The following is a 24,655-nucleotide window of genomic DNA, read 5'->3' as shown; positions in this document are numbered from 1 at the left end:
GCATTTGGATTCTTGCGAAGATGGACCCCCACCCTAACCCTCCCCACAAGGGGGAAGGAATGCTGCCGCGCGCCCTTACTTCCCCTTTGGCGCCGAAAGGCAGGCAATTTGCCGAGGTCAGTGCCAACGGAAGTCTCCCTCCCCCTTGTGGGGAGGGGTTAGGGGTGGGGGTCCATCGTAGAGCGAAAGCCTCGGCTTTCCACCTGCGATAGCCCTGCCCCACGAGGGGGAGATCAGCAGCTCCAGCGTCGGCTTCGGCGCGTATACTTGACCCGCCTACCATCAACGCTATGTTCGCGTCCATGTCAGAGACCAGCCCCGCGGCCGCTGCGCCGCTCATCGTGATTGACCTTCAGACCGGCATGTTCGACGGTGTTGCCGAACCGCCGATCCATGATGCCGACGGCATCGTTGCCCGCACCCGCGCGCTGATCGAATGGGCACGGCGCAGCGGGCGCAAAGTCGCCTTCATCAGGCATGACGGGCCACAGGGCGATCCTCTGGCGCCGGGTGAGCCGGGCTGGCCGGTGTGGCCGGCGCTCGGCCAGGCCGCGGACGAGCCGACTTTCGCCAAGTGTGTCGGCGATGCGTTCAGCAATGCCGCCCTTGCAGAATGGGTGGCCGGCCAGGGCGCCGGCGAGGTCGTTCTGATCGGCGCGCAGACCGATTTCTGCGTGGCGGCCACGGTGAAGGGCGCCTTTGCAGCGGGCCTGGGCGTCACCGTGGTTTCCGACGCCCACAGCACGCTCGACGCGGCCAGCGAGACCGCCGCGGAGATCATCGCCCGGCACAATGCGGCATTTGCCGCCGCCGGGGTCAAGCTGGCGACGACAAAAGCCCTGACCGATAGCTGATCCGCCGGCTCATCCCTACGCCGTCAAAGCCTGATCCAGCCGGGAAGCGACTGGCGGGTTCAGACAATTTGGCGCGGGGCGCCTCACTACTGCGGGCTTCCGCCGGCGCGGTCTATCGCGTATTGGCGCAGGAACTCTCCTTTGGCCTTCCCCGGAAAACCATGATTCGTCTCGAAAGCATCAGCAAGCAGAACGGCAGGCAGATCGTCTTCATCGAAGCCTCCGCCGCGTTGCAGAAGGGCGAGAAGGTCGGGCTGGTCGGGCCTAACGGCGCCGGCAAGACGACGCTGTTTCGCATGATCAACGGCGAGGAGCAGCCCGACGAAGGCCAGGTCTCGGTCGATCGCGGCGTCACCATCGGCTATTTCAGCCAGGATGTCGGCGACATGGAAGGCCGCAGTGCGGTGGCCGAAGTGATGGACGGCGCCGGACCGGTCAGCGAAGTGGCGGCCGAGATGCGCGAGCTCGAGCACGCCATGGGCGACCCTGACCAGGCCGACCAGATGGACGAGATCATCGCCCGCTACGGCGAGGCGCAGCACCGCTTCGAGGAGCTCGACGGCTACGCGCTGGATGGCCGGGCGCGCGAGGTGCTGGACGGCCTCGGCTTCAGCCAGGAGATGATGGACGGCGACGTCGGCAAGCTGTCCGGCGGCTGGAAAATGCGCGTGGCACTGGCCAGGATCCTTTTGATGCGGCCCGACGCCATGCTGCTCGACGAGCCGAGCAACCATCTCGACCTGGAAAGCCTGATCTGGCTGGAGCAGTTCCTGAAGAACTATGACGGCGCGCTGCTGATGACCTCGCACGACCGCGAGTTCATGAACCGCATCGTCAACAAGGTGGTCGAGATCGACGGCGGTTCGCTGACCGCTTACTCCGGCAACTACGAATTCTACCAGCAGCAGCGGGCGATTGCCGACAGGCAGCAGCAGGCGCAGTTCGAGCGCCAGCAGGCGATGCTGGCCAAGGAGATCGCCTTCATCGAGCGCTTCAAGGCGCGTGCCTCGCATGCCGCCCAGGTACAGAGCCGGGTGAAGAAGCTGGACAAGATCGACCGGGTCGAGCCGCCCAAGCGCCGCCAGAAGGTATCGTTCGACTTCCAGCCGGCGCCGCGCTGCGGCGAGGACGTGGTGACGCTGAAGAACGTGCACAAGGGCTATGGCAGCCGCTCGATCTACGAGGGATTGGATTTTCAGGTGCGCCGCCGCGAGCGCTGGTGCATCATGGGCGTCAACGGCGCCGGCAAGTCGACGCTGCTGAAGCTGGTCGCTGGCGCTTCCGAGCCGGACAATGGCACGGTGGCGCGCGGGCCCAGCGTCAAGATGGGCTATTTCGCCCAGCACGCCATGGAAGTGCTGGAGGGCGAGCGCACCGTGTTCCAGACGCTGGAAGATGCGTTTCCGCAGGCCGGCCAGGCGCCGCTCAGGGCGCTGGCCGGCTGCTTCGGCTTTTCCGGCGACGAGATCGAGAAGAAATGCCGCGTGCTGTCGGGCGGCGAGAAGGCGCGGCTGGTGATGGCGCTGATGCTGTTCGATCCGCCCAATTTGCTGGTGCTGGACGAGCCGACCAACCACCTCGACATCGCCACCAAGGAGATGCTGATCACGGCACTGTCGCAGTACGAGGGAACCATGCTGTTCGTCTCGCACGACCGCCATTTCCTGGCGGCGCTGTCGAACCGGGTGCTGGAACTGACGCCCGAGGGCATCCACACCTATGGCGGCGGCTATACCGAATATGTCGAGCGCACCGGGCAGGAGGCGCCGGGGTTGCGGAGCTGAGGCCGGCTCTGCCGCGCACGGTCACGTAGACGCTCGATTCCGGGGGCCAAGCACGAGGTGCTCAGCCATGTATCGCAATTTCGCGCAGCGGATCGCCGCCGTCGATGAACAGCCGGCCTTGCGCGGTCAACGCCGCCTTGAGCCGTCGCAGGGCAATTTTTCCTGCTTCGGGATGACGCCCGTCCAACGCGCCGACGCGCACGGCAACGGCAATGTCGAAGTGCTTCTCATCGGCCTCCAACTCGAAGTCCTCGATGGCGATCTGGCGAAGGCTCAGCCGGCCTGCCGCAATCTCGGCGCGCGAGGCGGCCCCGGCCTGCGCGATGGCCTTGGCCGAGCGGTCGATCGCCAGCACGTGCCCGCCGCCGATCCGGCGCGCGATCTCGCGCGCTGCAGCACCCGGTCCGCAGCCAATCTCCAGCACTCGCATGCCCTGCCGCAAAGGCAGCGCATTGACGATCTCCAAAAGCCTTGGCGACAAGTCGTTCGCCATACGCTGTTCTCCAGCTTTTTCACAATCCGAGATTAGCGACCGCGGCCGGCGACGGGAAGGCCGAGAGACGCGGGCATCGCCGATGTGTTCAGCTGGCATGTTCAGCTGGGTGCTGCTTGAGCAGGGGGCATGATCGACATCGAAGAGGTCGACGATCCGGTCTCGACCGCGGGCGACCGGGCGGGCCCGAGCGGCCCGGCGTCGTTGACCTGAGGGGTAGGGAGGGAACTGGCGCCGAGCCTAACCGGTTGGGGGGTAGATCACCGGCCGTTTATGTGTATACGCTCAAGCTAATATAAGAGCAAGCTAATGTTTTGCGTCAGCGATGTTGGACGATTGTTCTGATCATGGCCGGTTGTGGCTTCCTGCCGCGCCCTCCAATCCGGCCAAACACCGCTTATTGCCTTCAAGTCCTGGCTCCAATGCTGTACCCCGGCCCGAAATTCAAGGAGCCTGCGATGACCTCACATCCCGACATCCCCGACGCCAGCATGGCGGTCGATGCGGCCGGCGTGGCAGCCGATGACCGGCGCGCTCGCGAGGCGGATGCCGCATGGCGCGACGATGTTCGCGAGGGCGTGCGGCAGGTAGGCGATCTGGATTCGCTGCCGCTGTCGCCAGCCGAGCGGGCGGCGGCCAAAGCCGCGGCCACGCGCCACAAGGTTCGCATTCCCAAGGCCTATCTCGACCTGATCGACTGGAACGACCCCGCCGATCCGATACGGCTTCAGGTCATCCCGTCGCCCGACGAACTGGCAGAGCAGGAGGGCGAACTCGACGATCCGATCGCCGACCACGCCTTCAGTCCCGTGCCTAGATTGACGCATCGACATGCCGACCGGGTTCTGTTGTTCCCGACCTATCAATGCGCGGTCTATTGCCGGTTCTGCTTTCGCAAGGAGCAGTTGACCTCGATCGGCCGGGGTTTTTCGCGCGAGGCGCTGGAGCCGGCCTTCGCCTATATCGCGGCCCATCCGGAAATCCGCGAGGTGATCCTGACCGGCGGCGACCCGCTGTCGCTGCCGGACAGGGCGCTGGCGGAAATCCGCGCCCGTGTCGAGGCGATCCAGCATGTGCGGCTGTTGCGCATCCACACGCGCGTACCCGTCGCGCTGCCGTCGCGCGTCACCGGCGGGTTGATTCAAGCCTTGCAGGGCCGGCTGATGGTCACTGTCGTCACCCATTTCAACCATCCACGCGAAATCACGGAGGCGACCGAGCGGGCCTGCCGCACGTTGCGGCAGGGCGGCTTCGTGCTGCTGAACCAGAGCGTTCTGCTGAAAGGCGTGAACGATACGGTCGAGGTGCTGGAAGAGCTGTGCCGCGAGCTGATGTATCGCCTTGGCATCAAACCCTATTACCTGCACCACGGCGATCTCGTGCGCGGCATGGCGCACCGGCGCACCACGATCGCCGAGGGCCAGGCGCTGGTCAGCGCCTTGCGTGCGCGCCTGTCGGGCATCTGCAATCCCGTCTACGTGCTGGATCTGCCGGACGGCGGAGGGAAAGTCCCGCTCGGCCCGTCCTATCTCGAGGCGCGCGAAGGGGAGACGTGGCGAATACGTGGGCTTGATGGGGCGGTGAGGGCGTATAGGGAGGTTGCTGGGGAGTAGGGGACGCGCAGCCGCTGTCCAAGCCAGCCCACCTTGGTGACCTGACATGCAGCCCTTGATCACGGAAGCATGCGTTAACTGCTGTTCTATTTGGTGCTTGCGCAATTGCTAAAATAGTGAAAACGTTGGCCTGGGGTAATGGGTTAGGGGAGTTCGTCCCGGCTGTTGCGAGTTTCGGGGCGGCGCAGAAAAGTCATGAACTTTCCACAGTTCCTGGTGGGGCTGACCACCACATCGTCCATCGTGGCGATCTCGACTTACTTTGCGACGGGTTCAATCTGGAAGACGCTGGCCTGGACGATCTTGACCTTGATCGTCATGCAGGTTGGATATTTCCTGTTCGTCGTCCGGTTGATCTACGGATCCGGGGCGAAAGGCGCGGCGGCAAAGCCGCGGCGTCTGAGGGCTGTGCCGCCGAACCGTCGAGGTCGCATTCAGCTTATGCAGTAATGTCCCATATAGATATCATGGTCTAGACAGGACATGTTCGGTTCTGGGAATGTGCGTTGGACGTTCCGCTAGTTTAGCCAACTAATATATATCGCCCAACTCATATCGTCGTTTTTGGGCTAGCGGGAAAACCTGCCTGCTGCTTGTACGACTGTGCCTAAGGCCACATTTTACAACCGGCTGGCAAGCTCCCTTTCGTTGATGCAGCCTAAATCCGGCTGGTGTTTTCGATGGGCGGTTGAGGCTATAAAGCCGTTCAACCGGGCGGCATCGGGATGCATTTCGGCCGGTCGAGAGGGTTGTGGTGATCGACGGAACGCCAAACGTGATCTTACTGATCGGCAGCGCCCCCGATGTGGTGCGCTGCGCCGCCTGGCCCAAGCAGGCCTTCGGCAAGATCGTCGCCATCAACAACGCCTGGCGCGTGCGGCCCGACTGGGATTTCCTCGTCCATGCCGGCGATTTCCCGGCGGAGCGGATGCCGCAAGGCGGTCCCCTGCAGCAGGCGCAGATCTTCAGCGCCTCGCATTACGTGCCGGCGCAAAACAGCTTTGGCGGCTTCGTCTATGCCGGGGGCACCATGTCGATGACGGCGGCCTACTGGACGATCCACAGTCAGAAGCCGGACGTGCTGGCATTCCTTGGCTGCGACATGATTTACGACCAGCCCGGCAACACGCATTTTTACGGCGTCGGCCGCGCCGATCCGCTGCGCAACGACGTCACCCTGCGCAACCTCGAGGCGAAGTCGGCCCGCCTGCTCATCCATGCGCTTCGGCGCGGCTGCCTGTGCGTCAACCTATCCGACCTGCCGCGCAGCCGGCTGGTCTTCCCGCGGCTGACGCTCGATGAAGTCGGCGCGCTTTCTTCCTCGCGGCTTTCGGAAATGAAGGCCGAGATGCTTGCCGGCCTGCGGCTCGATCAGGCGGAGGAGGCCGACAGGATCGAGAAGGAACTCGGCTATTTCTTCGAGGACGGCATGTACTGGAAGCACCTCGAAAAGCTCGACGAGAAATTCCTGGCCAACATCGACCGGCTGTGGATGGCGGCGGTGAAGGCGAGCTTGAGCAGTCGGCCGAAGCTGCCGATCTCCCCCCTTGTGGCAGGGCAATCGCATTTGGATTCTTACGAAGATGGACCCCCACCCTAACCCTCCCCACAAGGGGGAGGGAATGCTGCCGCGCGCCCTTACTTCCCCTTTTGGCGCCGAAAGGCAGGCAATTTGCCGAGGTCAGCGCCAACGGAAGTCTCCCTCCCCCTTGTGGGGAGGGGTTAGGGGTGGGGGTCCATCGTAGAGCGAAAGCCTCGGCTTTCCATCTGCAATAGCCCTGCCCATTGTGGGGGGAGATCAGCAGTTTCAGTCGTCCGCTTAGCTTTTGGCCGCCGCGAGCTTGTCTTGCGTCTTGGTCTCGAAATCGCTGGCGTCATGGCGCTCGTGCAGTTGCATCGAAGGCTCGCCGAAGGTGCGGTTGACCATGCGGCCGCGCTTGACCGCCGGCCGCGCGTCGATGGCGTCGGCCCAGCGCTGCACGTTCTTGTACTGCTCCACCTGCAGGAACTCGCCGGAATCGTCATACATACGGCCCTTGGCCAGCCCGCCATACCAGGGCCACACCGCAATGTCGGCAATCGTATAGTCGCTGCCGCCTAAATACTCGCTTTCGGCGAGGCGTCGGTCGAGCACGTCCATCTGCCGCTTGGTTTCCATGGCGAAGCGGTCGATGGCATATTCGATCTTCGTCGGCGCATAGGCGTAGAAATGGCCGAAGCCGCCACCGAGATAGGGCGCCGAGCCCATCTGCCAGAACAGCCATGACAGCGTCTCGGCGCGAGCCGGCTGCTCCGTCGGCAGGAATTCGCCGAATTTTTCGGCGAGGTAGAGCAGGATCGAGCCGGATTCGAAGATGCGGACCGGCTTTTTCCCACTGCGATCCATCATGGCCGGGATCTTCGAGTTGGGGTTGACCTCGACGAAGCCGCTGCCGAACTGGTCGCCGTCGTTGATCCTGATAAGCCAGGCGTCGTATTCGGCGCCGCTGTGGCCGAGCGCCAGAAGTTCCTCCAGCATGATCGTCACCTTGACGCCGTTCGGTGTCGCCAGCGAATAAAGCTGCAGCGGATGCTTGCCGACCGGCAGTTTCTTGTCGTGCGTCGGGCCGGCGATCGGCCGGTTGATGCTGGCGAAAGCGCCGCCATTTGCCTTGTTCCAGGTCCAGACTTTTGGCGGCGTGTATTGGTCCGTTGCGTAGTCGTTCATTTGGGAGGCCTTTGGAAGGGTTGGGTTGGGAGGATATCAGATATCAACGTGGGCAATGGCGGAGGAACTTTGCATAGGGCAGCTTGGGATAGCCGTAGGTACAGATAGGGCTGCCGGCGCTGTTGCAAAACCCCGGCGCGAACGGCGCGGCGCCGGTCCACGCCAAAGCCGGCGCCACCTCTTGCGCCTGATCACCTGCGCCATACCTATAGCCCATATCAGCTGCGAACATTGCCAGGAACCAAAGCATGAATATCGAACCCCTTTTGCGATCCATCGTGGCCGTCCGCGCCACCGTGCCAGAGGACGCCTTCACGGCAAATACACTTGGCACCCGCCGCGAGGGCAGTGGCGTGGTCATCCGCGGCGACGGGCTGGTACTCACCATCGGCTATCTCATCACGGAGGCCGAGGAGGTCTGGCTGGCCGACCAGGACGGGCGCGTGGTTCCCGCCCATGCGCTCGCCTACGACCAGGAGTCGGGCTTCGGCCTGGTGCAGGCGCTGGCGCCGCTCGGGCTGCCCGCCATTGCGCTCGGCGATGCGTCCAGGGCCAAGATCGGCGATCCCGTCGTGCTCGCCGACGGCGTCGGCCGCTCCGTGCGGGCGCGGATCGTCACCAAGCAGGAATTCGCCGGCTATTGGGAATATCTGCTCGACGAGGCGATCTTCACGGCGCCGGCTCACCCCTCATGGGGCGGCGCCGGCCTCATCGGCGCGGATGGCAGGCTGCTCGGCATCGGTTCACTGCGCCTGCAGATGAGCCGCAACGGCGAGGTCGCCGACATCAACATGGTGGTGCCGATCGATCTTCTGCCGCCCATCCTCGACGATCTGCTGACGCGCGGGCAGGTCGCCAGGCCGCCGCGGCCGTGGCTCGGCGCCTTCTCGGCCGAGAGCGACGGCAAGGTCGTGGTGATGAGCGTCGCCGAGGGCGGTCCAGCCGCCCAGGCGGGCCTTCGCCAAGGCGATGTCATCTCGGATGTCCGCGACACGGCGGTCGATGGGCTTGCCGATTTTTATCGCAAGCTTTGGAAGAGCGGCCCGGCGGGTGCCGAGATCCCGCTCCGGGTGCTGCGCGATGGCCGCGAAACCTGGCTGCGCGTCAAGTCCGCCGATCGCAACAGCCTGCTGTGGAAGCCGCCGCTGCAGTGAGGCAACCGAAACCTCTCACTCTCCGCAAGCGCTGAAGCCAGTGCCCGGGGTCCATTCCGCAAATGGGATGACCTTGCCTTCGACCGATACGGTCGCTTGCCTGGTGCTGCCGTCCGCCAGCTTCTTGCTGCTTTTGCCCTTGCCGGTCAGCACATTGTAGTCGCAGTCGCCGGCAACATTGTCGTCCATGTAATCCCAATAGTCGTAGGCAAAACCGGCGACGACGAACGTGCCGTTGCGCCAGGCGAGCGTCAGCGTCTTATTGGTCCGCTCGCTGCCGATCTCCATCGCCGGAACATAGAGCTTGATCGAACCGTTGGGGAGCGCGGTGAGTTCGGGCTCGGTGTCGGATGTGGCGGGGCCCGGCCGGTCATAATCCTTCCATTCGCCGTAAATCTGTTCATGCACGACCCCGGCAGGTTTTAGAAAATCGCCATCGCGATCCTTGAGGAAAAAATACATGTCCATGGGATGGCCGGGCTCGGTCTCCACGATCATCGCCAGATCGGCGGCGCCGTCGCTGTTCCAGTCGCCGGTCGCCGCCGTGATGATCTTCTGCGTCTCGATCGGTTCTGCCAGGGCGGCGGCCGGCAGCAGCAGGACCAGACCGAATATTGTCGATCGCATGTAGATCCCCTCGCGCTTGGGCAGGCCTGAGAGCATGCTTCTCAGGAGGCCCGGCTCTGCCGCGTCTCGGAACGGCTCGTCTCGTTGAGCAGCCGGCAGAGCGAAACCGCTTCACGACGGCTCAGGCCGATCAGCGCGATTTGCGAAAATTGCGCCGGCAGATCGTGAACGATGTCCCACACCATCCATCGGCCGTTCGGCTCCATGACACATTCGTAGCGCAATAATTGTTCCTGCATCCGACCCCCCGGCTTTGCTCATCGGACTGGTACAGCGTCGAGGTAAATGAGTTGTTGCGCCGCGAGAGTATTCCGCGGCTGTCAAAACCAGGCGTTGAATCCCCACAGGGGCGAACCCGACAGGTCACGGCTGACGGTGCCGATACTCTCGACAAGGCGGCAGGGCAGGGACGCTTCCGGCGTGAACGGCGGCCACCGCTAGAATTGGATCAGGCGTTGCGGCTCGCCATATGCGCGTCGAGCTTCCTCCTCGAGGGGCCGTAACGCTTGATGATGGTCGCGGCCTCGCTTTGCGGTATGCCGTATTTGCGGGCAAAGGCAGCGACCTCGTAAGGCTCTTCGCCTGAGACCAGTTTGCGATCCTGCTTGGTCTTGGATTTGTCGTCGGCCATGGCGTCCTCCATCACATCTGGTCGTTATAGGGCTCCTTGGTCCGGCCGACCATCCTGGCCAGTTCGGCAAAGGACGGTACGCCGGTTTCACCCTGGGCATTGTTGGCCGCCTGCAGCAGCCTGAGCGGAAAGCAGACGGCGTCGCGGTTGGATGGCGACATGTCTTCATAGAGACGCTCCTCGCTGGTCATCGCCGCCTCGGCCCGGCGCAACGCCATGTCGACCTCGTCGACCGACAGCAGGCCCTTGTGGACCAGCGCGTTGTTGACGGCCGCGATCGCCATCATCAATCCTTCGAGCTGGAGATTGGCGACGTTCATCGTCTTGTGTCCTTGCCGGGCTTCTTGGCGGTGGCCTTGCCGTCTGGCCGGATCGCTGCGCGCGGCGGGTTCTGGCCCTCCGAATGCAGGGTCCTGTCATCGAAATCGTCAGCCGGCCTGGTCAATCCCATGCCGCCGGGAGGTGGCTTGTTGCCGGCCGCATCCTGCGAAAATTCGTCGGCCGCGTCGCGGCTCGTCTTTGCCGGATATTTCCTCGCTCCGGTCTCGTAGCGGTTCGGGTCGTCGGCCATGTCCTGTGCTCCCGTTGCAATGAGCAGATAACTTTCATGCGGCGGCAGCGGTTCCGTGGCGAAATCGACCTTGCCGGTGCGCAAGCCTTCGCAATCTGCGACCACGACTACGAGGATTGCCCGAAGCGCAGAACCGATGCCGGACGGCAGAAGCAGACGCCAGGCAACGCGTCCCAGCCCGCAGCCGCGGCTGCAGGGGAAATCGGCTGGCCACCCTGAACCACCCGCCGGTCCGGCCGGCTGCCTCGAAGGTCTTTCCATATCCAGAGGATTGCAATGCCGCCACTATTGTGGGCAAAAGCAGCACGGGCAATCAGGTTGGGGTGGGGTGATGACCGAAACGCAAGGCAATTCAAGCCGTCCGCAGGGCAAGCCGGGGATGGCATCGGGGTCGATCGGTTCCGGCCTGATCGCACTCGTCATCGTGGCGCTCGGCGTCTTTGCGCTGTTTGGATCCTGGTACACGATCGATCAGGGCGACCGCGGCGTGCTTTTGACCAACGGAGCGCTGAGTTCGGTCGTTGATCCCGGACTGCATTTCAAGCTGCCGTGGTTACAGCGTGTCGAGAAGATCAGCCTGCGCCAGCAGGTGCTCAAATGGGGCTGCGAGAACCAGAACGATTGCAGCGGCCTGCCGGCCATGCAGGCCTATTCGCGCGACCAGCAGCCGGCCGACATGCGCGTCACCGTCAATTTCCACGTGCCGGCCGCCGAAGTCAGCAACGTCTACACCAATTATGGATCGATCGAGGCACTGGCCGACCGTGTCATTGCCAGGAAGGCACCGCAGGAGATCAAGACGGTGTTCGGCCAGTACGACGCGGTGTCGGTTATCCAGAACCGGGCGAAGTTCAACAAGGACGTCGCCGAGGCCATCGCGGCGGTAACCGACGGGCCGGTGATGATCGACAGCGTGCAGGTCGAGAACATCGACTTCTCCGATGCCTACGAGCAGGCGGTCGAAGCCAGGATGACGGCGCAGGTCGAGGTGCAGAAGCAGGAACAGAACCTGCAGCAGGAAAAGATCAAGGCCGATATCGCCGTCACCCAGGCCAAGGGCCGCGCCGACAGCGTCAAGGCCGAAGCCGAGGCCAGCGCCTACAAGACCAGGGTCGAAGGCGATGCGACCGCGGGCGCCATCAAGGCTCGCGCCGCCGCAATCGCCAACAATCCGCTGCTGGTCGAACTGACCAAGGCGGAGAGGTGGAACGGCGAATTGCCGAAGTCGATGATCCCGGGCTCGACCGTACCGTTCCTCGAACTCAGCACGCCTGCCGCAGCATCGAACTGAGGCGCGGCGCAAGCCAGATCAGGGCGCCGGCGCGATAGCCGTCCTGGTGCGGTTACGGCTGAAGCACGGCGCCTCGGGCGATTGCCTGCGTTTGACTTAGAAAAGCTGTCAGCAGCTCCATTCCCGCCGGCCAGTCGCCGAGCCCGCTGTCGCCATTGATGTGGCCAAGCGGTCCGGCGATATGGAGATCGCTGCCCCATCGCTCGGATTTCGCCCTGGCATAGTCCAGCGAGCCGTAGGGATCGTTGGTGCTGGCGACAATCAGCGACGGAAAGCGAAGCCGTTGTTGCGGTGCGTCGGCGAAGGCCCGGGCGGAGGAGGGGAAGGCCGGCGACGCAGGGTCCGGAACCGCGACCAGCAACGCACCGCCGATAGAGCGGGGGGAGATCCGCTGCCAGTGTACGACGAGCAGACAGCCGAGGCTATGGGCGACGAGCACCGGCGGTGTCCTTGCCTGGCATACAGCGGTTTCCAGCGCGGCCACCCAGTCGTCGACGTCCGGCGCGTCCCAACTCGCCGGGTTGAACCGCCGCATCGCCGGGTTTGCCTGCTGCCAACGTGTCTGCCAGTGGGCTTCGCCCGATCCGCCGATGCCCGGCACAATGATGAAGTCGGTCATGCGAAGCCCTTCTTTCCTGATGCAGCGCGTGCAATTCTAGGTCTTCTCCCAGGTGGCGGAATGAGAGATCATCGGAAAGCAGCGACGAAATCCGATGGATTAAAGGGCGATCATGCGGAACGGCGATTATCGGCCAAGGCTCGATCCCACCGATCTGGCGATCATTGAGATCATGCAGGAGGATGGCCGCATCGGCATCTCCGAGCTTGGCCGCCGCGTCGGACTGTCCCAGCCCGCCACCTCGGAACGGGTGAAGCGGCTGGAGGAGCGCGGCGTCATCACCGGTTACAAGGCGGTGATCAATTCGGCAGCGCTCGGGCTCGGCACCATGGCGGTCATCCGCCTGCGCACCACGCATGAGCATATCCAGGCCTGCCTGAAGAAGTTCGCCCAATTGCCGGAGGTGGTCGAGGTGCTGCGGGTGACCGGCGAGGATTGTTTTCTGGTCAAGGTCGTGGTCCCGTCACCGCCCGATCTTGAAAGCATCGTCGACAGCATCGGCCGGTACGGCACGGTGACGACAAATGTGGTTCTGCGCGCCGAGCAACCGAAGCGGCTGGGACGCGAATTGATGACCAGGGCCTGACCGGTCTATCGCTTGGTCTGCGTATGCCCGACGGCATTGGCGAACGAGATGCCGCCCTTGATCTCGCGCATCGCCATCGAGGTGATCGTGCGCCGCACGCCGGGCAGCCGGCTGAGCTCCTCGCGCAGCATCCTGTCGAGCGCCATCATGTCGACGGTGACGATCTGCAGGAGATAATCGGCCTCGCCTGTCGTGGCGTGGCAGCGGCGGATCAGCGGATGCTTTTTGACCGCCGCCTCGAAGGCGTCCGACAGTTCGAAATCGATCGACACCTGGATGAAGGCTTCGATGCCGAAGCCGAGCTTGGCTGGGTCGATCAGGGTCGAGTAGCCGCGGATGACGCCGGCGTCCTCAAGCGTCTTGACCCGCTTCCAGCACGGCGTCTTGCTCAAGCCGACCTCGTCGGCGAGCGCGGCAAAGGAGATGCGGGCCTCGCGTTCGAGCGCAGCTATGATCTTCCGGTCGATCGCATCCAGCATCATTCGTTCTTCCTATCCGCTTCAGACGCAGTGTTTGTCCTTCATTTTGCGCTAATCGAATAACAGAAAGGGACAATGTTCGGCAAGAAAGCGATTAGACTCAGGGACCGGGATCCAACAGGCGCCTGCGGCCCAACGGCCGGGGCAGGGAGCATGGCCATGGACAAGCAGGATTATTATGCCCGCATCGAAACGCCTGAGATGCGCGACTATGGCGTCTACCTCAAATGCGACAGGCTGCTTGCCTGCCAGAAGCCGCTGGCCGAGATGGTCAATGCCGACGAGCTGCAGTTCCAGATCGTTCATCAGGTCGAGGAGCTGTGGATGAAGCTCATCGCCTATACGCTGGTCGATGTCGTCGATTTCCTGGAAAAGCAGGATACGCATCGCATCGTCACGCTGATGGCGCGCGTGCACCGGCTGATACGGCTGATGACGGCGCAGCTCGACCTGCTCGAAACCATGTCGCCCAAGGAATACCAGCAGATCCGGCTGCAGCTCGGCAATGGCAGCGGTCAGGAATCGCCGGGTTTCAAGCAGCTGCTGCGTCTGCCGCCCGATCTGTGGCGGGCCTTCAAGGCGTCGTACCTCGACGACCGCGGCCTTTCGGTCGAGGATGTCTACGATACCGGCTACGATCACGGCGACAGCTATGTCGTTGCCGAAGCGCTGATCGAGTTCGACGAGCTGTTCCAGAAATTCCGTGCCAACCACCTCTATCTCATCCACCGCACGATCGGCCTCGGCGCGAAATCGCTGAAGGGCCGGCCGGTCGAATTGCTGGAAGCCGGCGCCCGCCACCGCTTCTTCCCGGAACTCTGGGACATACGCTGGGCGATGACCGACCGCTGGGGCAGCCAATATGGAACGGTACGGGAGCCGATCAGCAAGCCGGGGGTCAAGTTGGGGTAGCGCAACCTTTCTTCTCCCACAACAAGGGGAGAAGGGAAGGCGCCACTTTGGTGCCGGCGCTTGTATCTCTCAGGTTTTTCGGGGGATGATGTCGGGCTTGCGGCTGGTGGTGCGTCCTTGGGGCACAACCATCGCAACTCTGGGAGGACATCATGACCTTGGAAACCGCTCAATCATCCGTTCAGTCGCCGTGGCAGACCGCGGCAATCCTTATCGCCCGCCTGATCTTTGCCGCCGTCTTCCTGATGGCCGTGATCTTCAAATTCGTCGATATCGGCGCCACCGCCGGCTATATCGCGGCGGCCGGGTTTCCGTTCCCGCTGTTCCTGGCCTGGTGCGCAGCCCTGCTCGAGGTCGTCCTCGTTCTATGCTTCCTGACCGGCGCCTTCTTCTCATGGGCAGCACTCGTCGCCGCCGCCTATGTGCTGTTCCTCGGCTTTGCCTTCCACGGGCCGTCGCACTGGGCCGGCAACCAGGCGGAGTTCGGCTTCTTCGTCGATCACTTCACCTTCCTGGCCGGGCTGCTGTTTGCCGCCGTGCACGGGCCGGGCCGCGTCTTGGCGCTGAGGCTTGGCAGGGGGTGATGCCAAAGCTTGCTGCGGCGGTCATCCTCGGTCGCCGCGTCACATCTGGTCGTTGTAAGGTTCCTTGATCTGACCGACCATGCGCGCCAGTTTCGAGAAGGACGGCATGTCCGTCTCCGGCTGACATTGATTGGCCAACTCCAGCAACCGGATCGGGAAGTTGACGGCATCGCGGCTCGACGCCGACATGCCTTCGGACCTTTCCTCGTTGGTCTCGCTGGCTTCGGCCTTGCGCAAGGCGATGTCTATCTCCTCGACGGAGACCACGCCCTTGCGGACCAGGACCTGATTGATCGATGCGATGGCCATCAGCAGGCCTTCGAGTTGCAGATTGGCGACGTTCATGGCTTTTGCTCCCATTGGCTGGGGTTCAAACGCGCGAATGCCTGTTCTGATCCGCGGCTGCGGCTGCTCGTCGGCCGGTGAGATGCCTCGGCAAATGGAGGAAGCGCCAATTGCCGACGCTGCGTTCGCGCCCACAAAGTGGCTGGCGGGCAACGCGAGGCGCCGAAGAGAAATTCGGTTTTTTGTCGCCGCGCCACATTTTGTTCTTGCTTTGTGCCGGCAGCTATGCTACTAATTTGGGTATGGTGCCAATTGGCTCCAACGACCCGCCCGCCGAGGCGGGTTTTTGTTTTCAGGCTTCTTTTCGATCGAACGTTGCTTGTGTTGCCGGCTGTGAAGTCGGCGGGACAGCGCTCGGGACAGTACCCCCCTCTGGCCTGCCGGCCATCTCCCCCTCAAGTGGGGAGATTGGCGGTTTCGGCGCTGCGCTCTTCCTGCAACGTTGGAGATTGGCGAAAGCCGGCGCGAAAGCCGATTTCCCCCCAAGTGGGGGAGATGTCCGGCAGGACAGAGGGGGCCGCGAAGGAATGCAGCCTAGCGGTCTTCTTGGAAGGTCAATCGGGAGGCGGACAAGGCGAGGCGCTGAACGGAATTCGCATTTTTCTGCCGCCGCGCCACATTTTGTTCTTGCTTTGTGCCGGCAGCTATGCTACTAATTTGGATATGGTGCCAATTGGCCCCAACGACCCGCCCGCCGAGGCGGTTTTTTTGTTTCAGGCCGGTTTGGAGACGATCACGGCGAGCGACGCGAGTTTTCCGTCACTCAGGCTTCGGATGTAGTTGCGGCGGCGCTGCAGGAATTCCGCGCCCATGACGACTTCATTTGCCTGCTGCTGCGCCGGCGAGGGCACGATGCCGGAATTGGCTCTCTTCAGCGCCAGCTCAACATGTTCGCCGGTTTCGTCGACGATTTCGTCGATGCGAAATCCGGCATCGACAAACAGGGTTTTCAATTTTTCCCGATCGGCGAGGTGGCTGGTCGCCGCAGAAACCGCCCAGGGCATGGGATAGTAGGGCTCGCCGCCGGCGAGCACGGCTTCGGTCCAGATCAGCCTGCCTCGCGGTTTCAGCACGCGCCAGGCCTCGTCGATGACCGCGGCTTTGTTCTCGATGTTCATGCCCACATAGAAGCAGATCGCCGCATCGAAGGTGCTGTCGCCAAAAGGGAGTTTCGTTGCGTCGGCCTGATGGAAGCGAACTTTGTCTGCCAGTCCGCTGAGTGCGGTCAATCGGCTCGACGCGGCGACAAAGGCTGGTGTCAGGTCGATGCCGTCGACCTCGCAGCCATAGGCCGAGGCCAGAAACCTTGCCGGCCCGCCAATGCCGCTGCCGATATCCAGGATTCGATCTGTCGGCGAAGGAGCAAGACGGGCCGCATGCTCCTGCGTGGCGGTCAGTTCGCGGCCATGGAACTGATCGAACGGATAGAGTTGCGCGGCCGCGAGTTTGCCGGCCGGGTCGGCGTCCGGGATCGCGGCCAATATGCGATCGACGATGCCGTCGCTGCCCTCGCTGCCGTAGTGACTGGTGACATTGCCCATGACGCGTTCCCCTCAAGCGCAACCACCATCCCATCAACGCAAGTCTCACGCAATGCCCCGCCTTTTTCGCCCCTCTTTCCATCCGTTCACCGACGGGGATGCGAGGTCGGCAGCGCATTTTTCTGCCACCGCGCCACATTTTGTTCTTGCTTTGTGCCGGCAGCTATGCTACTAATTTGGGTATGGTGCCAATTGGCTCCAACGACCCGCCCGTCGAGGCGGGTTTTTCATTTCGGGCTCCTGTTCGACCGAATGTTGCGTGTGCTGCCGAGGTATGTCGGCGCGAATGAACGCGACCGACTATCCCGGTCCGCAACCACCTATCGTCCATAGATTTCCCAACGCGCCCGTGCGCCCATTTCAGAGAACACCCCATGTCCAACCGTTACGCCACCATCATCACCGACGATGACGGCCGAGAGGTCGTCAGCGCTATTGGCGAGTTCGCCGGCGCCGCACCCTATGCCCGCCATGGCCGCTTCGAGCAGGTCGCCGCCGGCGTGCGGATCGGCATGGTGCGCGGCGGTACCGTCGATGCGGTCGGCGGCTTTGGCTTCCCGTCGGGAGCACTCGACGGCAACGCGGTGGCAATTCTCAGGGCAAGGCTGAATGCCTTGCCCGACGCCGGTGCGATGAAGCCCGGCACGACGACTGATGCGAAACCGGCAAGCCAGCTGCGGAAGCCGAAGTCGGCACGGGCCGGCAAGAAGGCCAAGCCGCGCAAGCGCATCGTGCGGCCAGGCAACAAGAAGCCGATGTCCGCCGGGACGGCGGAGTAGGGCATGGCCAAGGCTCCTTCCGCCGGCGATCCGCAGCCGCACGATCAAGCACCCGGCAAGCCCGGCCGAACCAGGCGGCCGAAGAAGACGCTGGCCGACGGCTTTCTCGAAGCGATCCGCGCCGATTTTCGCGCCCATGGCGCCGGCGTCATCGCCGAGGTGCGCGCCGAAAAGCCCGACCAGTACCTGAAGCTCGTGCTGTCGGTGCTGCCCAAGGATATTAGTGTCAACATCAACAATCTGGATGCATTGAGCGATGACGAAATCAGGCAGCGCATCCGCGGCCTCGAAGCCGTCCTCAGGCCGTTCCTCGAGAAGCCGGGCTTCGCAAAAGGCCTCGCAGAGCCGGGCGGCAAGGACGGAATATCTCAGCCTGCTGGCGGAGCTGGACCGCAGGCGCCGCACTAACCAGCTTGCCGCCTATCGGCCTTATCCCCGACAGGCCGAGTTCCACGCCGCCGGCGCGACCAATCGCGAGCGCCTGTTCATGGCCGGCAACCAGCTCGGCAAGACCAGGGCCGGCGGCGCCGAATGGGCGATGCACCTCACCGGCCGCTATCCAGATTGGTGGCAAGGCAAGATTTTCGATTGTCCGGTTCGAATATGGGCGGCCGGCGTCACCGGCGAAAGCACGCGCGACAACCCGCAGCGCATCCTGATCGGCCCGCCGCAGCAGCAGGCGGCCTGGGGCACCGGCATGATCCCGGCCGACGCCCTCGTCAGCACGATGGCGGGACGGGCGCCGGGCGCGCTCGACAGCGTCGTGGTGCGCTGGGGCGGCGGCGGCGATGTCCAGGCCGACGAATCGGTGCTGTCGTTCAAGAGCTACGAGAAGGGTCGCGAGAAATGGCAGGGCGAAACGCTGCACGGCGTCTGGTTCGACGAGGAACCGCCGCTCGACATCTATTCCGAAGGGCTGACCCGCACCAACGCCACCGGCGGCATCACCATCGTCACCTTCACGCCGCTGCTCGGCATGTCGGATGTGGTGCTGCTGTTTTTGTCTGCGGAGCAGGTGGGAGGGATGGGGAGGTGACATCGCAGGACTTGGGTTCCTCGCCCCACAAAGTGGGGAGAGGTGGCCGCGCAGCGGCCGGAGAGGGGACTTTGGCAAGCACCAGACGCTGGCTCCCTCGATTGTTGTCTGCACAGGTCGGCGCCATTCCCCCTCTCCGTCTCGGCTTCGCCGAGCCACCTCTCCCCACTCCGTGGGGCGAGGAACCCAAGCCTTTTGAGCGAGCGCGTAAAGTTTCTTTGCCGAACAACACCATGCGTCCGGCGCCTGCCAAAACGATTCAATGCGGACAAGGTGAAACACGTCACCTTCATGACCATCGACGATGCCGGACACTACACGCTGCGCCGAGATCATCGCGGTTGCCAAGTCACGATCCGGAACTAGACTGACTGCGTTGGGCACGACTATGAATAGGCGGATGGTGTTCGTCGGCGGCCTGTCTTCAATTGCAGTATCATCAGCGGGCAGAGCCGAGATGTCAGCGACCTTTCCTCCCGTTCCGAAATGGCGGCCATCGTTTTCGCAGCCCATCGATCGCATCGAAGAGCGCTTTGGCTACTACTTCAACCAGGAGCGTGACTTTGCCATCCTTGAAAACGGCACCTGTGTGCTGACGGAGGCTGGTCTTTCCGATGGCGCTGCATCCTTGGCAGCCATCCAGACGCTTGCCGAGATCTACAACTACCACCCGGACATGAAACCGTCTGATATGGACGATGGCAATTTGTTGGTCAGTTACAATCATCCTGCCTTCAACGTCGTGCTGACCGACATTGCCAAGGCGCATTGGCCAGAGATCGAGGCTCGCCACCAGGACGGACTGACGACCGACGAGGTGTTGTTCACGCCGCTCGGGCAGAACGTATTCGATGATTTTGGCAAAAGGCGCTGCTAGGCCGGTGCTACATGTTCATGGATGCACAGGCGCCGAAAGTCGTGCGCATCAAACGTCGGGCGATCTGATCCCGACTTTTCGACCGGCTCCGTGGCAGGTGTTCCGAGCGATGCAAACGGAGCCGCGAGGCGGGGCGTTGAAGCGCGCACCCGCCACCACGATTCAATGCCGCGAGGGTGAAAAACAATGACCCGCCACGTCACCTTCATGACCATCGACGATGCGGGGCATTATACGCCGCAGCAGCGCGCCGAGATCATTGCCGCCTATCCGGCGCATGAGCGTGAGGCGCGGGCCAAGGGCATTCCGGTGCTCGGCTCCGGCCGCATCTTTCCGGTGGCCGAGGAGCTGATCGCCTGCGAGCCGTTCCCGCTGCCGCGCTATTGGCCGCGGCTCGGGGCCCTCGATTTCGGCTGGGACCATCCCTCGGCGGCGGTCGAGCTCGCCTGGGATACGGAGGCCGATGTCGTCTATGTCACAAAGGCCTGCCGGGCTTCGCAGCAGACGCCCGCCATGCAGGCGCTGACCTTGAAACCATGGGGCGAATGGCTGCCTTGGGCATGGCCGCGCGACGGCCGCCGCGAGACGCTGGAAGGTGCCGGCACCGCACTGGCGAAGCAATATTCCGCACACGGGCTGAACATGCTCGCCAGCCATGCGCAGTTCGCCGACGGTTCGGTCTCGGTCGAAGCCGGGCTGATGGAGATGCTCGACCGCATGCATTCAGGCCGCTTCAAGGTGTTTGCGACGCTTTTGCCGTGGTTCGAGGAGTTCCGGCTCTATCACCGCAGGGACGGCCAGGTGGTGAAGCTGCGCGACGATTTGATGGCGGCGACCCGCTACGGCGTGATGATGCTGAGGGAGGCGCAGGTCGACCCGGCGGTGTTCAAGGCCGCGCGGCGCAAGGCCGGGCAGGCCGATCCGCTGGGGGCGTTTCGGTGAGGAAAATCGGGAGGGAGGCAATGCGCTCCGGCTCCGATTGGAAAACTGTAGTGAACGTCCGTGGACGTGGTGTAGCATCGAATGATCCCGCTCAAGGGACGCATCGGCGTGGCCTCACGGGGGCGTTCGCCGATAGGGGAGGCTCAGATGCAAGACGGAATTTCTCCAGACCACATACTGCAAATTGGCTTTGGGTTCTGGCCAGCCAAGACATTGTTGAGCGCCGTGGAACTGGGACTCTTCTCGCTGCTTGCGGACGGCCCCAAAACGGGCCTCGAACTGCAAGGCGCGATGGGGCTGCATCCGCGCGCAACGTATGATTTTCTCGACACCCTCGTCGCGCTCGGATTGCTGCAGAGGGACGGCGCCGGTGAAACCGGCAAATACGGCAATACGCCATCGACCGCGCTGTTCCTGGTCAAGCGGAGCCCCCAATACATCGGTGGAATCCTTGAGATGGCGAACGCACGACTGTATCGGTTCTGGGGCGATCTCACACCGGCATTGCAAACCGGAAAGCCTCAAAACGAGATCAAGGAGACAGGCAAGTCGATGTTCGGCGAGCTCTATGCGGACCCGGCGCGCCTGGAGCAGTTCATGGACGCGATGAGCGGCATCTCCATGGGCAATTTCACGGCGTTTGCCGAGAAATTCGACTTTTCCAAATATAAGACGCTGGCCGATATAGGCGGCGCAACCGGGCAGCTTTCGGCCATCGTCGCGGCGCGGCATCCGCATATGCAATGCCGGACGTGCGATCTCGCCGATGTGCAGCCGATCGCCGAACGGCGCTTGAGGGAGCGCAATCTCGGCGGCCGGGTCATCGCCGAGACGATCGACTTTTTCGCGGACGAATTCCCCAAGGCGGACATCATCACGATGGGAATGATCCTTCACGACTGGAATCTCGAGAACAAGAAAATGCTGATCGCCAAGGCCTACCGTGCATTGCCGACCGGTGGCGCGCTGGTCGCCATCGAGAACATCATCGACGACGAACGCAGGCAAAACGGCTTCGGTCTCATGATGTCGCTGAACATGCTGATCGAATTTGGCGAGGCGTTTGACTTCACCGGCGCCCAGTTCACCGAGTGGTGCAAAGAGGCAGGGTTTAGTCGCTGCGAGATTATTCCGTTGGCGGGACCTGCAAGCGCAGCAGTGGCTTACAAGTAGAGGCTTGGCACCCGCGCGCAGTTCGCCGGCGGTTCGGTGGCGGTCGGGCCGATGCTTGGCCGCATGCAATCAAGCCGCTTCAAGATGGTTTCGACGCTTTTGCCCTGGTTCGAGGAGTTCCGTCTCTATCATCGCAGGGACGGCCAAGTGGTGAAGCTGCGCCACGATCTGATGGCCGCGACCCGCTACGGCGTGATGATGCTGAGGGAGGCGCAGGTCGACCCGGCGATGTTCAAGGCCGCGCGGCGGAAGGCCGGGCAGGCCGATCCGCTGGGGGCGTTTCGGTGAGGAAGCGCCGAAAAGCTTAGCCGGGCTCCTTAGCCCATTCGCCGCCGCTGCCATGATAGGTCTCTGCGGAGAGCAAGAAAACCTGTGCGCAGGTCGTGCAGCGAAAGCGGTAACGAAGCAGATCGTCCCATGGTCCATCCGGGTTGAGATCCGAAAGCGGGATGACACTCGACATAGGACCACCCGGTACTTGCTGCAGAATACCGTCGCGTATGGCCTCTTTGGCCATCGTGATCGCCGCCGCGAGACAACCGGTGCTAAAGATCGTACGGGTCTCCTCGATCGGCGCGCAGTTACTACAAGTCATGCGCTTGTTCCCATAGGTACATCCACAAGTCACAGGCCAAGGAAATCCAGACGGCAAAGAGAGTCAATCTAGCTTGGCGCCTCGTTTCTCTAGGGCTCTCCGCTTCGCAGCGTGCCGGAAAGTGACCCAACATGACCCTCCGCATCATTCCCGCCACCCTGCGCGACCTCTCCTACATCGCCGCCAACCTCCGGCCCGAGGACCGGGCCGAGATCGATTGCCAGTTCGATGCCTGGTCGCCTGCGCTGCTGGCGCTGACGGCGCTGCAAGGGTTTGCCTATGTCGCCGAGCTCGACGGCAATCCGGAGGCCGGCTTTGGCGCTGCCGAGCAGCGCGGCGGCTTATGGATCGCCTGGAGCTGGGACACGCGCCACATGAGGCGCTGCGTGCCTGGGATTACGGAGTTCTTTCATGCCGTGCTCGGGCCTGAAGTTGCCGCGCGCGGCGCCTGGCGTGTCGAGGCCCGCGCCTTGGCCGCCAATGATTTGGCGCTGCGCTGGCTAGGCCGGCTCGGCGCGACGCAACGCTGCCGCCTGCCGGGCTATGGCAGGAACGGCGAGGATTTTCTGCTCTACGACTGGACAAGAGCCTCTCACTTTGGAGAAAACTATGTGCCTTTTTCAAAAGCCGCCGGCGCTGAAGCCGTTGCCGCCGACACCGACCATTGCCGACAAGGACGTGCAGGCGCGCGAAGCCGCCTTGCGGGCCCAGCTTGCGGCCAATGACGGCACCGCAGGAACGGTGAAGACCGATCTGTCGCCCAGTGAGCTGACCGGCCAGCGCCGCGTGCTGCTGGGGGTGTGACATGGGCGCCATGAGAAGAGTGTTCCGCAACCGGGTGCTGGCTTGGTGGTACTGGCGCCGGCATGCAAGGTTGAAGATGAGATAGACGGGAGCTTGCCTGCCGGGATCGCGTAAGCCGCGATCCTTCGCGCCCCGGGTGTTCAAGTGCATGCCTCTACAATTGCCCTCAGGTGTTTCGCGTTTTCCGTAACAGCCCAGCGCAAATCGTGTTCCTTCCGCACGGTTGACATTCCTCCCTCAGCCGCCATGCTGCATTGCAACATGGCTATCGAGGAGTTCGGCATGACAGAAGCCCGGTCATCGCGCATCGAGTGCCTGGACGGGCTTCGGGCGCTTGCCGCGATCTGGGTGCTCATCGGGCACTGCTTGTTGTTGACCGGCTGGCAGATTCCTATTCTCGGCGAACCGGACCTCGGCGTCGATCTGTTCATCATGCTGTCCGGCTTCCTGATGGTGTTCCACTACCAGCTGCGCCAGGACAGGGAGCCTTGGCAAAGGCCGGAAACCTGGCTGAAATTCTGGACCCGCCGCTATTTCAGGATAGCGCCGCTGTTCTACGTCATGCTGTTCGTTGCCCTGGCGCTTGGCCCCTATCTCTACGGGTCGAGAATGGTCATCGACGAGTTCCTGCTGCGGTCGCCGCAGGCGCCCGAGCGTTATCTCGACAGCGGCCTCAAGAATATCGGCGCCCATCTGCTGTTCCTGTTCGGCCTGGTGCCGAATTTCGCCTATCGCACGCCGCTGCCCGACTGGAGCCTCGGGCTGGAGATGCAGTTCTACGCACTGTTTCCGGCCATCATGCTGCTGGTGCGCAGGCTTGACTGGCTATGGGCGGCCATGCTGGTCGCGGCGATCGGCAGCGCGATCGTGTTCTTGATGGGACAATTGTCGGTCCACTTTCCGATGCCGTCGTTCCTGCCGTTGAAGATGCAGATTTTCCTGTGCGGGATGCTGCTGGCGGGCGTCGTCCATCAAAGGCAGAAGCGGCCTTTCGTGCATCTGGCACTGGCCATGCTGCTGGCGGCGCTGCCCTTCGGCGGCGGCTATGGGCTGAGCAAGCTGTTGATGCGGGAAGCGCTCGTCCTGGGGTTCTTTGCCCTGGTTCTCTACCGGATGCTGCCGGGAACGATGGGCATCGTGGCCAGAAAGATCGCCATGACGCTCGCCAACAGGTTCTTTCATTTGATGGGTGAGCTTTCCTTCAGCATCTATTTGATCCATCTGCTGGTTCTCCAGCCGGTGGCGGCTCTGGTCATCACCCAGTTCGGCCACGAGCTGTCGGCGCCGTTGCGCTTCGCGGTCGTTGTTGTCGTCGTCTTGCTGGTGGTGTGCCTGCTGTCCTGGATCACCTACACGCTGATCGAAGTGCCCGGCCAGAAGATGGGCCGTTTCGTGGTGCAGCGCTTTGGGCGCAAAGCCGCGCTGGAGACGACGCCGGCGGAATAAGGCGCTGCCGATCTCCCCCCTTGAGGGGGAGATGTCGCCGAAGGCGACAGAGGGGGTCGCCGATCCACGCGAGACGACCCCCTCTGTCCTATCGGACATCTCCCCCTCAAGTGCAGGGGAATCGCATATGGCGATTTTGGGGTTGAGTTTAGGCTGAGAAAGGATTCTTTGGAGAGGCAGTTGAGCGAAGGAGCGACTGCCATTTCCTGCCT

Annotated in this window: 29 protein-coding genes and 1 pseudogene; 19 read left to right on the top strand and 11 right to left on the bottom strand. The window is 63.0% G+C overall.

Going from position 1 to position 24,655, the window contains the following annotated elements; genetic code table 11:
• Positions 1–302 precede the first annotated feature (302 nt).
• Both NKH59_RS00150 and NKH59_RS00145 read left to right on the top strand, forming a co-directional pair.
• On the top strand, positions 303–854 hold the full coding sequence (locus tag NKH59_RS00150; protein ID WP_352541157.1) for an isochorismatase family protein: 552 nt from the start codon (positions 303–305) through the stop codon (positions 852–854).
• 161 nt (positions 855–1,015) lie between these two features.
• Positions 1,016–2,638, top strand: a complete 1,623-nt coding sequence (locus NKH59_RS00145) for an ABC-F family ATP-binding cassette domain-containing protein (protein ID WP_352472101.1) — start codon at positions 1,016–1,018, stop codon at positions 2,636–2,638.
• Between the two features lie 61 nt (positions 2,639–2,699).
• Here the strand turns inward: NKH59_RS00145 and NKH59_RS00140 are convergent, their stop codons facing one another.
• A complete protein-coding gene (locus NKH59_RS00140) occupies positions 2,700–3,131 on the bottom strand; it encodes an SAM-dependent methyltransferase (RefSeq protein ID WP_023675692.1) in 432 nt (143 codons plus the stop codon).
• A 491-nt stretch (positions 3,132–3,622) separates the two neighbouring features.
• Between NKH59_RS00140 and NKH59_RS00135 the strand changes: the two genes are divergently transcribed.
• From NKH59_RS00135 to NKH59_RS00125, 3 genes are all read left to right on the top strand, one after another.
• Positions 3,623–4,744 (top strand): KamA family radical SAM protein, encoded by a 1,122-nt coding sequence (locus NKH59_RS00135; protein ID WP_502904297.1) that lies wholly within the window; start codon positions 3,623–3,625, stop codon positions 4,742–4,744.
• 195 nt (positions 4,745–4,939) lie between these two features.
• Entirely contained in the window at positions 4,940–5,194 is a 255-nt protein-coding gene (locus tag NKH59_RS00130) for an exopolysaccharide production repressor protein (protein ID WP_352472098.1), read from the top strand.
• Between the two features lie 325 nt (positions 5,195–5,519).
• Complete coding sequence (locus tag NKH59_RS00125; protein WP_352490956.1) at positions 5,520–6,344, top strand: hypothetical protein; 825 nt, start codon at positions 5,520–5,522, stop codon at positions 6,342–6,344.
• A gap of 219 nt (positions 6,345–6,563) precedes the next feature.
• On the opposite strand, the gene yghU is transcribed toward NKH59_RS00125, so the two are convergent.
• On the bottom strand, positions 6,564–7,451 hold the full coding sequence (yghU, locus tag NKH59_RS00120) for a glutathione-dependent disulfide-bond oxidoreductase (protein WP_352453698.1): 888 nt from the start codon (positions 7,449–7,451) through the stop codon (positions 6,564–6,566).
• A gap of 248 nt (positions 7,452–7,699) precedes the next feature.
• On the opposite strand from yghU, the gene NKH59_RS00115 reads away from it, so the two are divergent.
• On the top strand, positions 7,700–8,605 hold the full coding sequence (locus tag NKH59_RS00115; RefSeq protein ID WP_023675699.1) for a S1C family serine protease: 906 nt from the start codon (positions 7,700–7,702) through the stop codon (positions 8,603–8,605).
• Between the two features lie 15 nt (positions 8,606–8,620).
• On the opposite strand, the gene NKH59_RS00110 is transcribed toward NKH59_RS00115, so the two are convergent.
• From NKH59_RS00110 to NKH59_RS00090, 5 genes are all read right to left on the bottom strand, one after another.
• A complete protein-coding gene (locus tag NKH59_RS00110) occupies positions 8,621–9,232 on the bottom strand; it encodes a hypothetical protein (protein WP_352472095.1) in 612 nt (203 codons plus the stop codon).
• Positions 9,233–9,273: 41 nt separating this feature from the next.
• Complete coding sequence (locus tag NKH59_RS00105) at positions 9,274–9,456, bottom strand: hypothetical protein (RefSeq protein WP_352638122.1); 183 nt, start codon at positions 9,454–9,456, stop codon at positions 9,274–9,276.
• Between the two features lie 224 nt (positions 9,457–9,680).
• Complete coding sequence (locus NKH59_RS00100) at positions 9,681–9,863, bottom strand: DUF3606 domain-containing protein (protein WP_023675702.1); 183 nt, start codon at positions 9,861–9,863, stop codon at positions 9,681–9,683.
• An 11-nt stretch (positions 9,864–9,874) separates the two neighbouring features.
• Entirely contained in the window at positions 9,875–10,183 is a 309-nt protein-coding gene (locus NKH59_RS00095) for a hypothetical protein (protein ID WP_352472092.1), read from the bottom strand.
• Positions 10,180–10,539 carry a hypothetical protein gene (locus NKH59_RS00090; protein ID WP_352541155.1) on the bottom strand — a complete coding sequence of 120 codons (360 nt, stop codon included), beginning with the start codon at positions 10,537–10,539 and terminating at the stop codon, positions 10,180–10,182. The genes NKH59_RS00095 and NKH59_RS00090 overlap by 4 nt, the downstream gene beginning before the upstream one ends.
• A 226-nt stretch (positions 10,540–10,765) precedes the next feature.
• Here NKH59_RS00090 and NKH59_RS00085 point away from each other — a divergent pair, with 226 nt between their 5' ends.
• A complete protein-coding gene (locus tag NKH59_RS00085; RefSeq protein WP_352465360.1) occupies positions 10,766–11,725 on the top strand; it encodes a prohibitin family protein in 960 nt (319 codons plus the stop codon).
• 52 nt (positions 11,726–11,777) lie between these two features.
• Here NKH59_RS00085 and NKH59_RS00080 read toward each other — a convergent pair whose 3' ends face one another.
• A complete protein-coding gene (locus NKH59_RS00080; protein WP_352541154.1) occupies positions 11,778–12,344 on the bottom strand; it encodes an RBBP9/YdeN family alpha/beta hydrolase in 567 nt (188 codons plus the stop codon).
• Between the two features lie 112 nt (positions 12,345–12,456).
• On the opposite strand from NKH59_RS00080, the gene NKH59_RS00075 reads away from it, so the two are divergent.
• Positions 12,457–12,930: an Lrp/AsnC family transcriptional regulator gene (locus tag NKH59_RS00075; RefSeq protein ID WP_352472087.1), complete on the top strand. Its 474-nt coding sequence runs from the start codon at positions 12,457–12,459 to the stop codon at positions 12,928–12,930.
• Between the two features lie 5 nt (positions 12,931–12,935).
• On the opposite strand, the gene NKH59_RS00070 is transcribed toward NKH59_RS00075, so the two are convergent.
• Entirely contained in the window at positions 12,936–13,412 is a 477-nt protein-coding gene (locus NKH59_RS00070) for an Lrp/AsnC family transcriptional regulator (RefSeq protein ID WP_352541152.1), read from the bottom strand.
• 156 nt (positions 13,413–13,568) lie between these two features.
• Here NKH59_RS00070 and NKH59_RS00065 point away from each other — a divergent pair, with 156 nt between their 5' ends.
• Positions 13,569–14,321 carry a tryptophan 2,3-dioxygenase family protein gene (locus tag NKH59_RS00065; RefSeq protein ID WP_352541151.1) on the top strand — a complete coding sequence of 251 codons (753 nt, stop codon included), beginning with the start codon at positions 13,569–13,571 and terminating at the stop codon, positions 14,319–14,321.
• A gap of 152 nt (positions 14,322–14,473) precedes the next feature.
• A complete protein-coding gene (locus NKH59_RS00060) occupies positions 14,474–14,905 on the top strand; it encodes a DoxX family protein (RefSeq protein WP_352541150.1) in 432 nt (143 codons plus the stop codon).
• Between the two features lie 39 nt (positions 14,906–14,944).
• Here the strand turns inward: NKH59_RS00060 and NKH59_RS00055 are convergent, their stop codons facing one another.
• The gene (locus NKH59_RS00055; RefSeq protein ID WP_352472199.1) at positions 14,945–15,250 is read right to left on the bottom strand and encodes a hypothetical protein; all 306 of its coding nucleotides are present in this window, start codon (positions 15,248–15,250) and stop codon (positions 14,945–14,947) included.
• Between the two features lie 713 nt (positions 15,251–15,963).
• The gene (locus NKH59_RS00050) at positions 15,964–16,791 is read right to left on the bottom strand and encodes a class I SAM-dependent methyltransferase (RefSeq protein ID WP_352472084.1); all 828 of its coding nucleotides are present in this window, start codon (positions 16,789–16,791) and stop codon (positions 15,964–15,966) included.
• A gap of 374 nt (positions 16,792–17,165) precedes the next feature.
• Between NKH59_RS00050 and NKH59_RS00045 the strand changes: the two genes are divergently transcribed.
• The 9 genes and pseudogenes from NKH59_RS00045 (at position 17,166) to NKH59_RS00005 (ending at position 24,443) form a co-directional block, all read left to right on the top strand.
• Complete coding sequence (locus NKH59_RS00045) at positions 17,166–17,570, top strand: hypothetical protein (RefSeq protein WP_352541149.1); 405 nt, start codon at positions 17,166–17,168, stop codon at positions 17,568–17,570.
• A gap of 3 nt (positions 17,571–17,573) precedes the next feature.
• Positions 17,574–17,978: a hypothetical protein gene (locus NKH59_RS00040; protein WP_352541148.1), complete on the top strand. Its 405-nt coding sequence runs from the start codon at positions 17,574–17,576 to the stop codon at positions 17,976–17,978.
• Positions 17,944–18,573, top strand: a pseudogene (locus NKH59_RS00035) (terminase large subunit domain-containing protein); the annotation flags it as partial. The gene NKH59_RS00040 and the pseudogene NKH59_RS00035, both read left to right, overlap by 35 nt.
• A gap of 433 nt (positions 18,574–19,006) precedes the next feature.
• A complete protein-coding gene (locus NKH59_RS00030; protein ID WP_353020468.1) occupies positions 19,007–19,483 on the top strand; it encodes a hypothetical protein in 477 nt (158 codons plus the stop codon).
• 186 nt (positions 19,484–19,669) lie between these two features.
• On the top strand, positions 19,670–20,425 hold the full coding sequence (locus tag NKH59_RS00025) for a phage terminase large subunit family protein (RefSeq protein WP_352541146.1): 756 nt from the start codon (positions 19,670–19,672) through the stop codon (positions 20,423–20,425).
• Between the two features lie 81 nt (positions 20,426–20,506).
• Positions 20,507–21,598 carry a methyltransferase gene (locus NKH59_RS00020; protein ID WP_352541145.1) on the top strand — a complete coding sequence of 364 codons (1,092 nt, stop codon included), beginning with the start codon at positions 20,507–20,509 and terminating at the stop codon, positions 21,596–21,598.
• Positions 21,599–21,634: 36 nt separating this feature from the next.
• Positions 21,635–21,886: a hypothetical protein gene (locus NKH59_RS00015; RefSeq protein ID WP_352770657.1), complete on the top strand. Its 252-nt coding sequence runs from the start codon at positions 21,635–21,637 to the stop codon at positions 21,884–21,886.
• Between the two features lie 438 nt (positions 21,887–22,324).
• Entirely contained in the window at positions 22,325–22,918 is a 594-nt protein-coding gene (locus NKH59_RS00010) for a hypothetical protein (RefSeq protein WP_353020466.1), read from the top strand.
• 361 nt (positions 22,919–23,279) lie between these two features.
• The gene (locus NKH59_RS00005) at positions 23,280–24,443 is read left to right on the top strand and encodes an acyltransferase family protein (RefSeq protein ID WP_352541143.1); all 1,164 of its coding nucleotides are present in this window, start codon (positions 23,280–23,282) and stop codon (positions 24,441–24,443) included.
• Positions 24,444–24,655 lie beyond the last annotated feature (212 nt).

The organism is Mesorhizobium sp. M0998, from assembly GCF_040318885.1.
In the GTDB taxonomy this organism is placed as follows: Bacteria; Pseudomonadota; Alphaproteobacteria; order Rhizobiales; family Rhizobiaceae; genus Mesorhizobium.
Note: the sequence above shows the minus strand (reverse complement) of the source record. Positions and strands in the feature narration are given on the sequence as shown.

What these genes read in the sequence shown, in the direction of transcription:
- NKH59_RS00130 (WP_352472098.1), top strand. Translation starts at nt 4,940, where the DNA reads ATGAACTTTCCACAGTTCCTGGTGGGGCTGACCACCACATCGTCCATC.
- NKH59_RS00045 (WP_352541149.1), top strand. Translation starts at nt 17,166, where the DNA reads ATGTCCAACCGTTACGCCACCATCATCACCGACGATGACGGCCGAGAG.
- NKH59_RS00010 (WP_353020466.1), top strand. Translation starts at nt 22,325, where the DNA reads ATGACCCTCCGCATCATTCCCGCCACCCTGCGCGACCTCTCCTACATC.
- NKH59_RS00080 (WP_352541154.1), bottom strand. Translation starts at nt 12,344, where the DNA reads ATGACCGACTTCATCATTGTGCCGGGCATCGGCGGATCGGGCGAAGCC.
- NKH59_RS00030 (WP_353020468.1), top strand. Translation starts at nt 19,007, where the DNA reads ATGGTGTTCGTCGGCGGCCTGTCTTCAATTGCAGTATCATCAGCGGGC.
- NKH59_RS00005 (WP_352541143.1), top strand. Translation starts at nt 23,280, where the DNA reads ATGACAGAAGCCCGGTCATCGCGCATCGAGTGCCTGGACGGGCTTCGG.
- NKH59_RS00055 (WP_352472199.1), bottom strand. Translation starts at nt 15,250, where the DNA reads ATGAACGTCGCCAATCTGCAACTCGAAGGCCTGCTGATGGCCATCGCA.
- NKH59_RS00020 (WP_352541145.1), top strand. Translation starts at nt 20,507, where the DNA reads ATGATCCCGCTCAAGGGACGCATCGGCGTGGCCTCACGGGGGCGTTCG.
- NKH59_RS00040 (WP_352541148.1), top strand. Translation starts at nt 17,574, where the DNA reads ATGGCCAAGGCTCCTTCCGCCGGCGATCCGCAGCCGCACGATCAAGCA.
- NKH59_RS00140 (WP_023675692.1), bottom strand. Translation starts at nt 3,131, where the DNA reads ATGGCGAACGACTTGTCGCCAAGGCTTTTGGAGATCGTCAATGCGCTG.
- NKH59_RS00095 (WP_352472092.1), bottom strand. Translation starts at nt 10,183, where the DNA reads ATGAACGTCGCCAATCTCCAGCTCGAAGGATTGATGATGGCGATCGCG.
- NKH59_RS00100 (WP_023675702.1), bottom strand. Translation starts at nt 9,863, where the DNA reads ATGGCCGACGACAAATCCAAGACCAAGCAGGATCGCAAACTGGTCTCA.
- NKH59_RS00075 (WP_352472087.1), top strand. Translation starts at nt 12,457, where the DNA reads ATGCGGAACGGCGATTATCGGCCAAGGCTCGATCCCACCGATCTGGCG.
- NKH59_RS00050 (WP_352472084.1), bottom strand. Translation starts at nt 16,791, where the DNA reads ATGGGCAATGTCACCAGTCACTACGGCAGCGAGGGCAGCGACGGCATC.
- NKH59_RS00115 (WP_023675699.1), top strand. Translation starts at nt 7,700, where the DNA reads ATGAATATCGAACCCCTTTTGCGATCCATCGTGGCCGTCCGCGCCACC.
- NKH59_RS00070 (WP_352541152.1), bottom strand. Translation starts at nt 13,412, where the DNA reads ATGATGCTGGATGCGATCGACCGGAAGATCATAGCTGCGCTCGAACGC.
- NKH59_RS00110 (WP_352472095.1), bottom strand. Translation starts at nt 9,232, where the DNA reads ATGCGATCGACAATATTCGGTCTGGTCCTGCTGCTGCCGGCCGCCGCC.
- NKH59_RS00150 (WP_352541157.1), top strand. Translation starts at nt 303, where the DNA reads ATGTCAGAGACCAGCCCCGCGGCCGCTGCGCCGCTCATCGTGATTGAC.
- yghU (WP_352453698.1), bottom strand. Translation starts at nt 7,451, where the DNA reads ATGAACGACTACGCAACGGACCAATACACGCCGCCAAAAGTCTGGACC.
- NKH59_RS00145 (WP_352472101.1), top strand. Translation starts at nt 1,016, where the DNA reads ATGATTCGTCTCGAAAGCATCAGCAAGCAGAACGGCAGGCAGATCGTC.
- NKH59_RS00065 (WP_352541151.1), top strand. Translation starts at nt 13,569, where the DNA reads ATGGACAAGCAGGATTATTATGCCCGCATCGAAACGCCTGAGATGCGC.
- NKH59_RS00085 (WP_352465360.1), top strand. Translation starts at nt 10,766, where the DNA reads ATGACCGAAACGCAAGGCAATTCAAGCCGTCCGCAGGGCAAGCCGGGG.
- NKH59_RS00135 (WP_502904297.1), top strand. Translation starts at nt 3,623, where the DNA reads ATGGCGGTCGATGCGGCCGGCGTGGCAGCCGATGACCGGCGCGCTCGC.
- NKH59_RS00060 (WP_352541150.1), top strand. Translation starts at nt 14,474, where the DNA reads ATGACCTTGGAAACCGCTCAATCATCCGTTCAGTCGCCGTGGCAGACC.
- NKH59_RS00025 (WP_352541146.1), top strand. Translation starts at nt 19,670, where the DNA reads ATGACCCGCCACGTCACCTTCATGACCATCGACGATGCGGGGCATTAT.